This window comes from Ancylobacter terrae (assembly GCF_045108345.1).
Classification (GTDB): Bacteria; Pseudomonadota; Alphaproteobacteria; order Rhizobiales; family Xanthobacteraceae; genus Ancylobacter.
This window is the reverse complement of the sequence record NZ_JBJGXH010000001.1, coordinates 1,671,378-1,686,146: the sequence shown is the minus strand read 5'-3', so window position 1 is coordinate 1,686,146 and position 14,769 is coordinate 1,671,378. Positions and strand designations below refer to the sequence as shown.

Below are 14,769 nucleotides of genomic sequence, written 5' to 3'. Positions count from 1 at the left end.
TAGCGTTTTATGAACACCCTGCATGCCACAAATTGCTCAAGAAACCGTTTGCCCGTTCGAGGAATTGCCGTGGCACGCGTCCCCGACCGTCTACGCTATGCGGGCCTGAGGCTGGGTCTCGAGATCATGTCGCTGCCCGGCATCGCGCGCCGCGCCGCGCCGGTGACCGGTGGCATGGGTGCCATCCTGACGCTGCACCATGTCCGCCCGCCGCGCCCGGGCGCCTTCCAGCCGAACGCGATCCTGGAGATCGCGCCCTCCTTCCTCGACGCTCTCCTCACGCGGCTGGCCCGCGCCGGGATCGAGTTCGTGACGTTGGCGGAGGCGGTGCGCCGGATCGGGGAGGGGCGCTCCGCGCGCCGCTTCGTCTGCTTTACGGCCGATGACGGCTATCGCGACAATCGCGACTTCGCGCAGCCCCTCTTCGCGCGCCACGGCGTGCCCTGGACCCTGTTCGTCGCAACCGCCTTCGCGGACGGGACAGGCGAGCTCTGGTGGCTGGCGCTTGAGGCGGTGATCGCCGCGCAGGAGGCGATCGAGGTCGATCTCGGAGCGGGTGTTGAGCGGCTGGATTGCCGTACGGCCGCCGGCAAGAGAGCGGCCTATGGCACGATATACTGGCACCTGCGGTCGCTCGACGAGCCGGCGTTGCGGGCATTCGTGCGCGCTTTGGCTGGCCGCTACGGTGTCGACCCAGCCGGGTTCTGTCCCGCACTGTGCATGGATTGGAGCGAACTGGCCGCGGTCGCCGCCGATCCGCTCGTCACCATCGGCGCGCATACCGTGACGCATCCCCGTCTGGCGACGCTGCCCCGCGAGCAGGCGGTGGCGGAGATGCGCGACAGCCGGGCGATCATCGAGGCGCGGTTGGGCATCCGGCCGTCCGCCTTCGCCTATCCGGTCGGCGACCCAACCTCTGCCGGTATCCGCGAATTCGCGCTCGCAGAAGAACTCGGCTTCGATGCCGCCGTCACGACGCGCCCCGGCGTGCTGACGCCGGCCTGCGCCGTGGCGCTCCAGGCCCTGCCGCGGATTTCGCTCAACGGCCTGTTTCAGAAGCCGCGCTATGTGGAGGCACTGATCTCCGGGCTGCCGTTCGCGCGGATCAGAGGCTCTCGGGCCGGGAATCGTCCTTCGCCATCCAGCGGATGAGGAGGCCGGCGGGAACTACCCAGCCGAGGCCGAGCACCAGATAGGCGATGAACTGCCAGAAGCCGGGCAGGGTGGTGACACGGCCCTGCGCCAGCGCCATCGCGCCGAGCGCCCAGCTGATGACGAGCACGATCATCACGAGCGTGCCGATGAACTTGCGCAGACGCGGCGGCATGAATCCGTCCATATCCGGTGGCAGAAGCAGATCCCGGGGTGACCATCCGGCACGGGACATCTCGTCCCGTTGCGCGGTTCGGACCCCGTCTATATCCCTCGCCCCGGATGCCGAAAAGCCGTTCCCCGGCAAAAGGCGAGCCCGGCGACCGGAGCATGTACCTCATGTCACAGCCCCTGACCCCCGCTGCCCCCCGTGATCCGGCCCGGCTTCGCCCGGTCCGCATGTGGCTCTATGCCGTGGCGGCTTTGGTTGTGCTGATGGTCGTTGTCGGGGGTGCGACGCGCCTGACCGAGTCCGGATTGTCGATCGTCGAGTGGAAGCCGGTGACCGGCATCCTGCCGCCGCTGTCGGAAGCGGCGTGGATGGCGGAGTTCGAGAAGTACCAGCGGATTCCGCAGTACGAACTGGTCAACAAGGGCATGAGCCTCGCCGAATTCAAGTTCATCTTCTGGTGGGAGTGGGGGCACCGCCTGCTCGGCCGGCTGATCGGCTTCGCCTTCCTGCTGCCGTTCCTCGTCTTTCTCTGGCGCGGCCTCGTCGACCGGCCGCTGGCCTGGAAGCTCGGCGGACTGTTCGCGCTGGGTGGCCTTCAGGGGGCCATCGGCTGGTGGATGGTGTCCTCGGGTCTCGTGGCGCGGGTGGATGTCAGCCAATACCGACTGGCCGTCCATCTGACGCTGGCCTGCGTCATCCTCGCTTGCCTTATTGCGGTGGCAACCGGCCTGCGTCCCGATCGGCCCGAGCCGGTCCGCTCGCCGCGCCTGCGCGCCGGAGCCTGGGTCTTGCTGGCATTGATTCTCGTGCAGATATTCCTCGGTGGCCTTGTCGCCGGTCTCGATGCGGGTCTGACCTACACCACCTGGCCGCTCATGGACGGCCATTTCATTCCGCCCGCCGCGAATCTCTTCGTTCAGCAGCCGGCGTGGCGCAATTTTTTCGAGAACGCTCTCACGGTCCAGTTCGACCACCGCATGACCGCCTACCTGCTCTGGGGGCTGTCGCTGCTTCACTGGCTCGATGCCCGGCGCAGCCAGCAGGCCGCGGGCCGGGCGCTGGTGATTTTCCTGCTGGTCAGCCTTCAGGCACTACTCGGCATCATGACGCTGGTGCACCAGGTGCCGCTCGACATCGCTCTGACCCACCAGTTCGGAGCCACCATCGTCCTCATCGCGGCCACGGTCCACGTGTCGCGGCTCGGGCCTCGCACGCAGGCCGCCCGGTCCGCGACCGGCCAGCCTGCCCGCGCCTGACGATCAGTTCGACGGCGGATCGACCTTGATGCCGCTGGGGCCAACCTCGATCTCGAGCGTGTTCCGGTCGTGCTCATAGGCCTGATAGGCGAAGAAGCCGCCCGCGACGACGAGGATGGCGATCACGATGTAGAGGGCGGAACGGCTCATGCGACGGTGCCTCGTGGCAGGATGTGACAGGACACGCTAAACGTCCGGTCGGCATCAGGGTTCCCGATGGTCGCGGTAATACTTGACGCCGTTCTGGTCCGTTGGTCGCATGGCAGGGTCCGGTGCAACATCCGGGCGTTTGGAGGCTCTTCATGAACAGGCACGCGGGTTCGCTCCCGGGAAACCTCTCCCATGACGAATGTGTCGACCGGCTGGCGCAGGTCGCGGTTCACGTCGGCCTCGGGCTCCAGCGCGGCCAGGAACTGGTGCTGACGGCGCCGATCGAGGCGTTGCCGCTGGTCCGCCGCATCACCGAGCACGCCTACAGGGCCGGGGCGACGCTGGTGACGCCGCTGTTCTCGGATGAGGCGGCCACGCTGATGCGCTTCCGCGAGGCGCCCGACGAGAGCTTCGATCGGGCCACCGACTGGCTCTACGAGGGCATGGCCGCGGCCTTCCGCAAAGGGGCGGCCCGGCTGGCGATCTCGGGCGAGGATCCAGCCTTGCTGGCCGGCCAGGACCCCGAGAAGGTCTCGCGCGCCAACCGGGCGCGCTCCAAGGCCTACGTGCCGGCGCTGTCGCTCATCGCCGGCTTCGACATCAACTGGACCATCGTCTCCTTTGCCTCGCCGTCCTGGGCGAAGGCCATGTTTCCCGACGATCCCGAGGAGATCGCCGTCGCCAAGCTCTGGCATGCCATCTTCGCCGCCTCGCGGGTCGATACGCCGGATCCGGTTGCGGCATGGGAGAGCCACAATGCCGAGCTTCGGGCCCGCACGGCCCATCTCAACGCGCGCCGCTATGCGGCTCTCCGCTTCAGGGGGCCGGGAACGGACCTGACCGTCGGTCTAGCCGACGATCACGAATGGGCGGGTGGGGCCTCGACGGCGAAGAACGGCGTTGTCTGCAACGCCAACATCCCGACCGAGGAAGTGTTCACCACGCCGCACCGGCTGCGCGTCGACGGCCATGTCAGCAGCACCAAGCCGCTGTCCTATCAGGGCACCCTGATCGAGGACATCCGGGTGCGCTTCGAGGCGGGCCGCATCGTCGAGGCCGTGGCGGCCAAGGGCGGCGACGTCCTCGCCAAGGTGCTGGACACGGACGAAGGCTCGCGCCGCCTGGGCGAGGTGGCGCTGGTGCCCCATTCCTCGCCGATATCGCGGAGCGGCCTGCTGTTCTTCAATACCCTCTACGACGAGAACGCCGCCAGCCACATCGCGCTCGGCCAGTCCTACAGCAAGTGCTTCATCGACGGCGGGTCGCTGTCCCCGGAACAGCTCGCCGCGAAGGGGGCCAATTCCAGCCTCATACATATCGACTGGATGATCGGATCGGGTCAGATCGACGTCGACGGCATCGCCGCGGATGGTACCGCCGAGCCGGTCATGCGCGCCGGCGAATGGGTGTGAGAGCCGGCGCCCTTTCCGTGGCCGGCGAACTGTGTTGAACTCCGCGCTCGCCGGAATCGGCCGTGGCGCCATAAGGTTATGAGGATGGTCATCAGCCCCTGGAGGCGCTCGTGAACTGCCGCTGGCGGGTATGGTGGAAGGGGTTGTTGCCGCTTGCTCTGCTCGCCGTGGCAACCATTTTCCTGTCGCGCCCGGAGCTCGAAAGCGACCTCACCAGCCGGGCCGAGGATCTGCTCATCGATGTCGGCGAGCAGTGGGCGCGCGCCCGCTTCGACGGCCGTGATGCCCGGCTCGAAGGGGAAGCGCTCTCGGAAGCGGCCCGGGTCAAGGTGCGCGGCGAGCTCGACCGGCTGTTCGGCGTGCGGACCGTCGACGATCGCACCACCCTTTTGCCCGAGCGCCGACCCTTCACCTTCTCGGCGATACGGGACGGCAGCAAGCTGCGGCTCGACGGCTACGTGCCCTCGCGCTTCGTGCGCAGCCGCATCATCGAGGCGGCGCGGGGGATGGCGCCGGGCATCACGGTGAGCGGTGAGAACGAGCTGGTGCGCGCGCGCGGTGTTCCGGCGGGCGATTTCGCCGGCATCGTCGCCTTCGGGTTCCGGCAGTTGGCACGGCTCCCGGCGGGCCGGTTCACGCTTTCCGACGATGCGTTCTCCATCGAGGGCCGGGCGCCCGATTTCGCCACCTATGACGCGCTGGAAGTCACCGTCCGCAGCGAATTGCCGAGTGATTTCAAACTCGCGCGCTTTTCCGTTCTGCCGCCGATCGCGGCGCCCTTCGCCTGGTCGGCGCAACGGGAGGACGATGGCGTCCGGCTTTCGGGCTACATCCCGCTCGGGGATACGCGACGTGCCCTGCTCGACGTGGTGCGGGGGGCCATTCCCGGCGCGGCGATCTCCGACCAGCTCCGCCTCGCCGATGGTTCGCCGCCCGCGGAGGGCTGGCTGAAGGCCGTCAGCTACGCGCTCACCCAGCTGGCGCGGCTGCCGGGCGCCAAGGTGACGCTGACCGACACCACCATCGCCATCGAGGGCAAGGCCCCCGATTTCACCGCCTATGACGCCCTCGCGGCCGCACGGCGAAGCGTTCCCGAAGGCTATACGCTGACGCGCTTTGCCGTTGAAGCGCCATCGGTTTCGCCCTTCGTGTGGGGTATCTCGCACTCGGCGGCGGGGCTCCGCCTCACCGGCTACGCGCCCTCCGAGGACGCCAAGCGGCTGCTGGTCGATGCCTTGCGCGCCTCTTTTCCGGGCGTCCAGCCGATGGACGAGATGCGGATCGCCTCCGGCGGGCCGGTCGCGGAGTCGTGGGTCGCCGCGGCCACGTTCGGGGCGGCGCAGATCGCGCGGTTGCGCGCCGGCGAGGTGAGGGGCGAGGCGATGACGCTGAGCATCGCCGGCGAGGCGCTGGATTCGGCAGCGTATAATGCCGTCTCGGCAGCGCTCGGCCATCCGCTGCCCGGCGGCTTCAAGCTCCAGCACGGCGACGTGCGCCCGCCCGTCGTGGCGCCTTACGTCTTCGGACTTCGCAAGGATACGCAAGGACTTACCGTTTCTGGCTTCTACCCGTTCAAGCCCGATCACGAGGCGCTGCTGGTGCAGGCCAAGGCGCAGTTGCTCGGCGCGCCGGTGAACGACGTCTCCGCCGTCGCCCTCGGTGCCCCCACCGGTTTTAACCTCGCCGCTACCGTCGCGTTGCGCGAATTGGCGCGGCTGGAGGCCGGGGAGGCGCGGATCGACGACCAGCACCTGCGTTTTTCCGGCACCGCGCTCTACCCGGCGGCGGTGGATTCGATCCGCCGGGCGCTGGCGAGCGACATGCCGCCCGGCTTCACCACGGAGGTGACTCTGGACGTCGCCGCGCCGCCGCCCCCGGCCGATAATACGAGCTGCCAGAAGGCTTTGGCCGATATCGCCAGCCGCGGCCGGCTCGATTTCATCGACGGCGGGGCCAGCATCGCGCCCACCTCGCACGGGCTGCTCGACCACCTCGTCGCCGCCGCCTCGGCCTGCCCGGATGCCGTGATCGAGATCGCGGCGCCGGCCGGAGCTGCCGATAACCCTATGAGCAAGCAGGCTATTTCCGATGAGCGGGCGCGCGCGGTGGCGGCCTATCTCGCCGCGGCGGGGATCGCGCAGGCGCGGCTCGTCATTTCCGGGCATGAGCTGCGGGCCGACAACGGCAATCTCGAATTCCTCGTGAGGTAGCAGGATATGTGGTATCTCGCGCTCGAGCTCTGGCCCTACCTCGCCGTTGCGCTCGGCATCGGCCTCGCCACCGGCTGGCTGGCCGGCTGCGACGTCAAAAAGCCCAGCACCATCAATAAGGAAGCCGAGACGTGACGGCCTTCGTCATCGAGACCTGCGTGCTGCTGCTGGTCGCCTATGCCGTCGGTTGCGCGGGCGGCTGCTGGCTGCGCCGCACTTTCCGCCCGCACTGAGCCGGAGCCTTCCCCGCCACTGACCGGTCGGTGCAGTGAGGTGGACGGTCAGTGCAATGAGATGGATTGTCAGACCGATCGGTGCAGTCGCACGCATGATCGCCGGCGGGTCCCCGCATGCGGCCCGGCCGCCGGCCCGCCGCAAAAATCCATCCGCCGATCTCGCCCCGAGTTGCGGATATCGGTGGTAAAATAATGCGTCATCGCTCAACGCGGCGCGCCGGCCTGAGCGCCGGACGGGCCGTTGGCACGGGGAGGGCGCCTGCTGCGCTCCCTCGGCGAGGATGACGGACCGCACATCCTGTGCGATCGCGGCGAGCGTACCGGGCGCGGCCGTGGCCCTCGCGGATCCCACACTTCTCCCGTCCCACGCGTCGCCGGTCCGACGCCTGCGGCCGCCCTGGCTCGCTCGGCGCGCGGCTGGCTCCAGTCCCTTCCTATTCCCGCAGGCCCCATCGCCAAGGCCGTCGCCATGGCCGCACGTGTCAGCGGTGCCTGCCGGGTGAAGGCCTCACCTTAGGCACGGGCGACACGTCGGCTCCCTCGCGGGCGGGATGACGCCGCCGGCCGAACGCTGCGCCGCCGGGCGCGCAATGCGGGCATGCAATCGCTGTCGGCCGGGCTCCTGCGCGGCTGGCGCCTCGCGCCCACCTCCCACCGGCGCGGAGACGTGCTCCTGTGCGAGCCACGAGCCGGACGACCCCGGCTCTGTGCCTCGGCTCCTGCGACGTGGGCCCGGGCGGGCAGGGCGCGTGTCGGGGTATCGCCCTCGGGCGGCGCGATGGATCGCCGGCGGCCGCAGCTCCCGGGCAGGGCCGGCCCGTGTCTCTTAAGGGGTTAGGGCCACCGTGCGCCGCCGAAGAGGAGGGGCGCCGACAAAGGTGAGGGCCATGCCGCCCGACCCGTGGTCACGCCTGCCGAAACGTGCCGCCCGCCTCAGGGCGGCATCTGCCGTAACCCCCGCCGGCGTCGGCCTACTGAATCCCGCGCGTGCCGCGCAGGTCGGCCTCGATCTTCAGCGCTGTGCGGCTGTTGAAGCGGGCCTTGTAGACCTGCGCGTTCTCCATCACCCGCTGTACATAGTTGCGGGTCTCGGAGAAGGGGATGCGCTCCACCCAGTCGATCGGGTCGACGCTCGGGTCGCGCGGGTCGCCATAGGCGGCGATCCATTTGGCCACGCTGCCGCGCCCGCCATTATAGGCGGCGAAGGTCAGCACGTAGTTGTTCTGGTAGTTGTCGAGCAGGCTGCGCAGCTCGGCCGCGCCATACTGCACGTTGGTCGAGGGATCGGCGTGCAGCTTGCGCAGGTCGAACGAGGCGCCGGTGCGGTTGGCGATGGTCTTGCCGGTCGCCGGCATCACCTGCATCAGCCCCGTCGCGCCGGCGCGCGAGACCACGGCGGCGTTGAACATGCTCTCCTGCCGGGCGATGGCGTAGACGATGGCGGGCTCCACCGGCTCGGCGATCGGCGTGTAGCTGGGAATGCCGATGGTCGGGAACGCCTCGGATTCGAGCGGAATGCCGCGCCCGAGCGCCTGCTTGCCGATGACTACCATGGCGCGGGCGTCGCGATAGTCGGCGGCGGTCTGCGACAGCAGGCCGAGCTGGGCGGCGTCGAGCCGGTCGCCGAGATCGGCGGCGAGCGCGATGGCGAGGTCCTTCTTGCCGATCTGCTGCAGCAGCTTGAAGATCTGCACGCCCTCGTCGCGGGCGAAGGCGGCGCGCTGCGCCGGCCCGGCCGCCGGCGCCGAGGCGAGGCGGAAATCGGTGACGCCGATGCGGGCGCGGGCGAGCTGGCCGTAATAGGCCGTGGTGTAGCGCGCGGCCTGGCTGTAGGCGGCGCGGGCATTGCCGGTGTTGCCCATCGCCTCATAGGCCCGGCCCTGCCAGTACCAGCCGCGCGATACCGTGGCCGGGTGGGTCTGGTTCTCGGGGATGGTGGCGAAGTGCTGGAGCGCGGTGCGCGGGTCGTTGAGGAAGCGCAGCGCGATCCAGCCGGCGGTGAACTGCGCCTCGGCGCGCTTGTGCTCGTCATCGGGGATGACGGCGTCGCGGGCGACACGGTAGGCGGTCTTGGCGTCGCCGAGATCGAGCAGCTCGCGGGCGACGAGGCGGCGCTCGACCCACCATTCGTTGGGATCGACCAGCCCTTCGGCCGTCTTCGGCGCGTTCGAGAGGAAGCGCGCGGCCGCGACGTCGTCGCCGCCGCGGCGGGCGACCTTGGCCTGGACGTAGTAATAGGCCGGGTCCGAGCGCATCGAGGCGGGCACGGCGGCCAGCAGCTTGGCGGCATCGCCGCTGCCCTTGCCGAACAGCGCGATGCGGGCGCGGGCGAGCGCCTCGACATCGCTGCCGGCGCGCTGGGCGGCGCGCAGGCCGCGCGTGGCATCCTCGGCATAAAGGCGCTTGTCAGCGCGGTATTTGTGGTCGGCGCGGGTCAGCACGCCGCCGAACTCGACCATGACGGTCGATTCGACCTCGTCGGAGAGCGCATCCTCGCGCCAGGCATCGCGCAGCCACGCCGCGCCGCCGGTGCGGTCGCCGGTGGCGAACAGGGCGCGGGCGAGCGCGATCTTGCCCTCCGCCGAGATCGGCCGCTGCTGCGCGAAGAAGGCGCGGATGGTCTGGGGATCCTGGTTCTCGGCGTAGAGCAGATATTCGAGCCGCCGACGCAGCACGGTCGGCGTCGGCAAAGTGGGGTGCTCGTTGATGATGCGCACGGCGCGGTCGAAGCCGACGCCGCGGGCGGTCACGCGCAGCGCCAGCCAGCGCACCAGCGCCCGCGCGCCGGGATCGGAGAGCTGGTCGGCGGCATCGAGCGCCTCGGCGGACTTGCCGGCCTCGACCAGGCTGATGGCGCTCTGCAGGTTGCCGAGCGCGCCGGTGAGGCGCGGGGCCGGGGGCGCGGCCGGCTTGGCCGGCGCCGCCGCCGCGGCGGCCTTGCTGTCCTTCTTGGCGTCCTTCTTCGCCACCGGCTTGGCGGCGGGCTTGGGGGCCGGCTTCTGCGTGGTCTTCGGCGCCGGCTTCGGCTTGGTCTCGGCCGCCACGGGGCCGATCTGCGCCGCCGTCACGAAAAGCAGGGCCGCCGTGATCGGGGCGAGGGCGCGAAGATGGCGCATGGCGAGGTCTCCTGTCGATCGGCGCGCGAACAGTCCCGAAACGGGCTTCCCGCCCGCGGGGCGGTGGCGAACCGCACCGAATGTCTCGCGATCTTATTGACGAAACGCTAACCAAACCCTGCGGGAAATCACAGACGCGTCAGGCGTCGGCGGATCACGGGTGCCGTTCGCACCCCCCGATCGGCTCCCCGGAGAGCTACGCGGTCGGCCTCTTCTTGCTGCCCAAACGGGCAAAAGCGGGGCAAGGCTAACCCGTGGTGTATGCCGCGATCAAGCCGGGCCGACAGATCGCCCTTTCGCGGGGCGCGTCGACGATATATCTGAGGGCTCCGCGCGCCGTTTCCGCGCCCGCGGCCGGACCGCTATCCAGGAGTGCCGTCATGCCCCTCGCCCCGCCCTTTCGTGGTTCCTTCACGGCTCTGGTGACGCCGTTCCGCGATGGTGCGCTGGACGAGAAAGCGTTCCGCGGGTTCGTCGACTGGCAGATCGAGGAAGGCAGCCACGGCCTCGTGCCGGTGGGCACCACGGGCGAGAGCCCGACCCTCTCCCACGACGAGCACAAGAAGGTGGTGGAGTGGACCGTCGCGCAGGCGGCCGGCCGCGTGCCGGTGATCGCCGGCGCCGGCTCGAACAACACCATCGAGGCGATCGACCTCGCCCGCCACGCCGAGAAGGCGGGGGCGGATGCGGTGCTGGTGGTGACGCCGTACTACAACAAGCCGGGCCAGGAGGGCCTGTACCAACACTACAAGGCGATCAACGACGCCATCGGCATACCCATCATCATCTACAACATCCCGCCGCGCTCGGTGATCGACATGTCGGTCGAGACGATGGCGCGGCTGTTCGAGCTGAAGAACATCGCCGGCGTGAAGGACGCGACCGCCAATCTCGCCCGCGTCAGCATGCAGCGCCAGGCGATGGGCCCGGGCTTCAACCAGCTCTCCGGCGAGGACGCGACCGCGATCGGCTTCATGGCGCATGGCGGCGACGGCTGCATATCCGTCGCCTCCAACGTGGCGCCGAAGCTGTGCTCGCAGCTCCAGAACGCCTGCCTCAAGGGCGACTACAAGGCGGCGCTCGGCCTGCAGGACCGGCTGTTCCCGCTGTTCCAGGCGCTGTTCGTCGAGACCAATCCCTCGCCGACCAAATACGCCCTCTCCGTGCTCGGCAAGATGACCGAGGAGGCTCGCCTGCCGATGGTGCCGGTGACCGAGAAGACCCGGGAGACGGTCCGCGCGGCGATGGTGCATGCCGGGCTGATCAACTGAGGGGCGTCGTGCGGCGCGGCGAGTCGTGATAGCCTCGCCGGCATGAGCACATTGCTGGACGAAGCCATCGCCAAGTTGAAGGCGTTGCCGGAGGACCGGCAGGCCGATGCCGTCGCCCTGCTCGACATGTTCTTCGCGCAGGGCGAGGCGCGCTACGTGCTGACCCCCGAGCAGGTGGCGGAGGTCGAGGACACGTTGCGGGAACTCGATGCCGGTCGCATGAAAGTCTTCTCGGAGGAGGAGATGGACGAGTTCTGGCGGCGGTACGGCTTGTGAGGCTTTCCGTCTCCGAGGCGGCGCGCGATCATATGGCGCGCATCCACGACCATATCGCCGGTGACAATCCGTACGCGGCCCGTCGCGTTCTGGCCGATCTCAGGCGTGCCATGCGCATCCTCAAGGGCCAGCCCCATATCGGCCATGCTGGCCAATTGACCGGTACCCGGGAGTGGCCCGTGCGTGGCCGGCCCTACATCATCGTCTACCGGGTCGACGAAGCGGCTGGCGAGGTCGTCGTCGTCGGCCTATATCACGCGGCTCGCCTGCGTCCTCCGGATTGAAATCGCTTTACCGCCATGGCCGAAACCAAGAAGAAGCAACTCCCCCGCAAGGTGGTCGCCGACAACCGGCGGGCGCGGTTCGACTATGACATCGGCGAGGTGTTCGAGGCCGGCATCGCGCTCACCGGCACCGAGGTGAAGAGCCTGCGCGGCGGCAAGGCGACGGTGGCGGAGAGCTACGTCTCGGCGAAATCCGGCGAGGCGGTGCTCTACAATTCCTTCATCCCGGAATACCTCCAGGCCAACCGCTTCAACCACGAGCCGCGCCGCCCGCGCAAGCTGCTGCTGCACAAGCGCGAGATCGCCAAGCTGTGGCAGGCGGTGGAGCGCGAGGGCATGACCGTGGTGCCGCTGAAGATCTTCTTCAACGAGCAGGGCCGCGCCAAGGTCGAGATCGCCGTCGCGCGCGGGCGCAAGGCACATGACAAGCGCGAGGCGCTCAAGCAGAAGGATTGGGCCCGCGACAAGCAGCGCCTGATGCGTGATCGCGGGTGATTGGTAAGCTTGTCTGATATCGTGCAGTGCAAAATATCATGCAAGGCGCAAAGATATGGTGTCATTTTAGCGCGGTGCGGATGCGATCAGAAAAACATACGAGAGATTTTCTCGTAAATGTTTAGTGCCATGTCGACCGTACAGATTATAATATAGAGTGTATTTAATTGACACATGATATTGATGTGCACTGAAGTTCTTCCCTAGTTTGGATTTTAGTCGAAGAGATCGCCTCTTCTATTAGGGAGGAGGTGGGGCTCGCACAGTGCTTTGTGACATCGCCGCTTTTCGCGCCGTGCGCGCTTTCCGGCAACGCTCGGTTTACCAAACGGCGTCACAATCCCGCCGGGGATCAGGGGCAAGACGGGACGATCGCGATGTTGCGTGCCGATCATGCGCCGGATGCGGGCCTTCGCCCGCTGGCCGGCCGGAGGCTGGGTCACAGGATGGACGCCCGCTCGTTCGACGCCGCCGGCCTGCGGCCTTTGCCCATGCGCGCCGAGCGGCCGGTGGAGCCCGCGCCGGCCAGGCCGCCGCTCATCCTCGTCTTCGATTCCGGCCTCGGCGGCCTCTCGGTGTTCCGCGAGCTCGCCCGCGCCCGCCCCGATGCCGCTTTCGCCTATGCGGCCGACGATGCCGGCTTCCCCTATGGCCGGCTCGACGAGCCGGTGCTGCTGTCGCGCGTGCTGGCCGTGGTCGGCGCGCTGGTGGCGCAGCTTCAGCCGGCCGCCGTCGTCATCGCCTGCAACACCGCCTCGACGCTGGTGCTGCCGGCGCTGCGCGCGCGCCATGCCATTCCCTTCGTCGGCACCGTGCCGGCGATCAAGCCCGCCTGCGAGGGCTCGCTCTCGCGCCGCGTCAGCGTTCTGGCGACGCCGGGCACGGTGAAGCGCGACTACACGCAGGGCCTGATCCGCGATTTCGCCGGCGGCTGCGCCGTCACCCTGGTCGGCGCCACCGGCCTTGCCGGCCTCGCCGAGGCGGTGATGGCGGGCGCGGAGGTGCCGGACGCCGCCTTCGCCACCGAGATCGCGCCCGCCTTCGTCGACGACGGCGCCGCGCGCACCGATACGGTGGTGCTGGCCTGCACCCATTACCCGCTGGTGCTGGAGCGGCTGGAGAAGGTGGCGCCCTGGCCGGTGCGCTGGGTCGATCCCGCCCCGGCCATCGCCCGGCGGCTCTCCTCGCTGATCGCCCCGCCCGAGCGCAGTGCCGATCCGGCCCCGCTCGCGCTGTTCTCGACCGGCCAGCCGCTGGACGCGGCGCTGATCGCCCGCGTCGTCGGCCGGCCCGCGCGGGCCGGCGAGGTGATCGGGCTCGATCACGCGATGGTGTCGGCGTCGGCCTGACGGCGTGCCGGCCGGCGCCCCTGCGCCCCGCCGAAACGCCTTGCCAGCGACACGATCGCTGCGCAACCTTTCCCAAGCGTCACGAGGGATTGCGGGTGGATTCGGATACGACGAGGACGGCGGGCGGCCTCAGCCGCCGGGCGCTGATCGGAGCGAGCCTCGGCCTGCTGGCCGGCGGGCAGCTGCCGTTTGGCGGCGAAGCCCACGCGCAGTCGGCCGCGCAGTCCTTTCCGGCCTGGGTGCAGGGCTTCCGGGCGCGGGCGCAGGCGCGCGGCATCTCCGACCAGGTCTATGATTCCGTGACCCGCGGGCTGAAGCCCGATACGTCGGTCTATGCCAAGGACAGCGCCCAGCCGGAGTTCAACGAGGAGCTCTGGCAATATCTCAACCGCCGCATCTCCGAATGGCGGCTCAATACCGGCCAGGCGCAGGCGAAGAAATATGCCGGGCTGCTGAAGAAGCTCGAGGCCACCTATGGCGTCGAGCCGGACGTCCTGCTCGGCATCTGGGGCATGGAGAGCGCCTTCGGCGAGATCGTCGACGATCCCGACCACATGAAGCCGGTGTTCGCCTCGCTCGGCGCGCTGGCCTGGGGCGAGCCGCGCCGGCGCAAATACTGGGAGACCGAGTTCCTCAACGCGCTGGTGATCGTGCAGCGCGGCTGGTCGACGCCGGCCGAGATGCGCGGCTCCTGGGCCGGCGCCATGGGCCACACCCAGTGGATGCCCGAGGTGTGGCTGAACATCGGCACCGATTTCGACGGCGACGGCCGCATCAACCCCTATGAGGTGCCCGACGCGCTGGCCGGCACGGCGGTCTACATGCTCAAGCGCGGCAAGTACCAGCGCGGCATCCCCTGGGGCTTCGAGGTGACGATGCCCGGCGTGCCGGAAAAGATGGCCGACGCCAAGACCTGGCGCCCGGTCGAGGCGTGGCTGAAGGCGGGCGTGAAGCCGGCGGCGGGGCGCATCGCCTACCCCAAGGCCAATACAAGGCTGTGGGCGCCGGCCGGCACCGAAGGCCCGTGCTTCCTGCTGACGCAGAATTTCTACGCCGTGCGCTCCTACAACCCGTCGATGAAGTATGCGCTCGCCGTCTGCCATCTCGGCGACCGCGTGCTGGGCGGCGGGCCGTTCGTGACGCAATGGCCGGGCGGCGAGCGGGCGCTAACGCTGGCCGAGATCCAGGAGGTGCAGAAGCGCCTCACCGCCGCCGGCTTCAACACCGGCGGCACCGACGGGCGCGTCGGCAACATGACCATGAAGGCGGTCGCCGGCTTCCAGCAGCAGAAGATGGGCGTGACCCCCGACGGCTATGCGAGCCTCGCCGTGCTGGCGGCGCTCAGGGGAAGATGAGGGGGCATCGTTTTCTTTGATTCTCTCTCGCTCTC

At 69.1% G+C, this 14,769-nt stretch carries 14 protein-coding genes; 11 read left to right on the top strand and 3 right to left on the bottom strand.

All coding sequences use genetic code 11. From position 1 onward, the window contains the following. Positions 1 to 9 precede the first annotated feature (9 nt). Positions 10 to 1,152, top strand: coding sequence for a polysaccharide deacetylase family protein (locus ACEUEL_RS08105; protein WP_405703838.1), 1,143 nt, complete (start codon positions 10 to 12; stop codon positions 1,150 to 1,152). Here ACEUEL_RS08105 and ACEUEL_RS08100 read toward each other — a convergent pair. Further along, on the bottom strand, positions 1,106 to 1,327 hold the full coding sequence (locus ACEUEL_RS08100; RefSeq protein WP_405703837.1) for a DUF2842 domain-containing protein: 222 nt from the start codon (positions 1,325 to 1,327) through the stop codon (positions 1,106 to 1,108). The genes ACEUEL_RS08105 and ACEUEL_RS08100 overlap by 47 nt on opposite strands. Positions 1,328 to 1,491: 164 nt before the next feature. Between ACEUEL_RS08100 and ACEUEL_RS08095 the strand changes: the two genes are divergently transcribed. Beyond that, positions 1,492 to 2,580, top strand: coding sequence for a COX15/CtaA family protein (locus ACEUEL_RS08095; protein ID WP_405703835.1), 1,089 nt, complete (start codon positions 1,492 to 1,494; stop codon positions 2,578 to 2,580). Between the two features lie 3 nt (positions 2,581 to 2,583). Here ACEUEL_RS08095 and ACEUEL_RS08090 read toward each other — a convergent pair whose 3' ends face one another. Continuing rightward, positions 2,584 to 2,730 (bottom strand): hypothetical protein, encoded by a 147-nt coding sequence (locus ACEUEL_RS08090; protein WP_405703833.1) that lies wholly within the window; start codon positions 2,728 to 2,730, stop codon positions 2,584 to 2,586. A 152-nt stretch (positions 2,731 to 2,882) separates the two neighbouring features. On the opposite strand from ACEUEL_RS08090, the gene ACEUEL_RS08085 reads away from it, so the two are divergent. From ACEUEL_RS08085 to ACEUEL_RS08075, 3 genes are all read left to right on the top strand, one after another. Next, positions 2,883 to 4,142: an aminopeptidase gene (locus ACEUEL_RS08085; protein WP_405703832.1), complete on the top strand. Its 1,260-nt coding sequence runs from the start codon at positions 2,883 to 2,885 to the stop codon at positions 4,140 to 4,142. A gap of 146 nt (positions 4,143 to 4,288) precedes the next feature. Further along, complete coding sequence (locus ACEUEL_RS08080) at positions 4,289 to 6,352, top strand: OmpA family protein (protein ID WP_405703830.1); 2,064 nt, start codon at positions 4,289 to 4,291, stop codon at positions 6,350 to 6,352. A gap of 6 nt (positions 6,353 to 6,358) precedes the next feature. Further along, positions 6,359 to 6,487, top strand: a complete 129-nt coding sequence (locus ACEUEL_RS08075; RefSeq protein ID WP_405703829.1) for a hypothetical protein — start codon at positions 6,359 to 6,361, stop codon at positions 6,485 to 6,487. A gap of 1,072 nt (positions 6,488 to 7,559) precedes the next feature. On the opposite strand, the gene ACEUEL_RS08070 is transcribed toward ACEUEL_RS08075, so the two are convergent. Continuing rightward, positions 7,560 to 9,704 (bottom strand): transglycosylase SLT domain-containing protein, encoded by a 2,145-nt coding sequence (locus tag ACEUEL_RS08070; RefSeq protein ID WP_405703827.1) that lies wholly within the window; start codon positions 9,702 to 9,704, stop codon positions 7,560 to 7,562. Positions 9,705 to 10,084: 380 nt separating this feature from the next. Here ACEUEL_RS08070 and dapA point away from each other — a divergent pair, with 380 nt between their 5' ends. The 6 genes from dapA to ACEUEL_RS08040 all read left to right on the top strand — a co-directional run bounded on the left by dapA (position 10,085) and on the right by ACEUEL_RS08040 (position 14,734). Continuing rightward, positions 10,085 to 10,975, top strand: coding sequence for a 4-hydroxy-tetrahydrodipicolinate synthase (dapA, locus tag ACEUEL_RS08065; RefSeq protein ID WP_405703825.1), 891 nt, complete (start codon positions 10,085 to 10,087; stop codon positions 10,973 to 10,975). A gap of 42 nt (positions 10,976 to 11,017) precedes the next feature. Continuing rightward, complete coding sequence (locus ACEUEL_RS08060; protein WP_405703824.1) at positions 11,018 to 11,251, top strand: hypothetical protein; 234 nt, start codon at positions 11,018 to 11,020, stop codon at positions 11,249 to 11,251. Then, positions 11,248 to 11,535 carry a type II toxin-antitoxin system RelE/ParE family toxin gene (locus tag ACEUEL_RS08055; RefSeq protein WP_405703822.1) on the top strand — a complete coding sequence of 96 codons (288 nt, stop codon included), beginning with the start codon at positions 11,248 to 11,250 and terminating at the stop codon, positions 11,533 to 11,535. Before ACEUEL_RS08060 ends, ACEUEL_RS08055 begins: the two co-directional genes overlap by 4 nt. Positions 11,536 to 11,550: 15 nt before the next feature. Then, on the top strand, positions 11,551 to 12,030 hold the full coding sequence (gene smpB / locus ACEUEL_RS08050; RefSeq protein WP_405703820.1) for an SsrA-binding protein SmpB: 480 nt from the start codon (positions 11,551 to 11,553) through the stop codon (positions 12,028 to 12,030). Positions 12,031 to 12,521: 491 nt separating this feature from the next. After that, entirely contained in the window at positions 12,522 to 13,379 is an 858-nt protein-coding gene (gene murI / locus ACEUEL_RS08045; protein ID WP_405706647.1) for a glutamate racemase, read from the top strand. Positions 13,380 to 13,474: 95 nt separating this feature from the next. Next, positions 13,475 to 14,734, top strand: coding sequence for a lytic murein transglycosylase (locus tag ACEUEL_RS08040; RefSeq protein ID WP_405703819.1), 1,260 nt, complete (start codon positions 13,475 to 13,477; stop codon positions 14,732 to 14,734). Positions 14,735 to 14,769 lie beyond the last annotated feature (35 nt).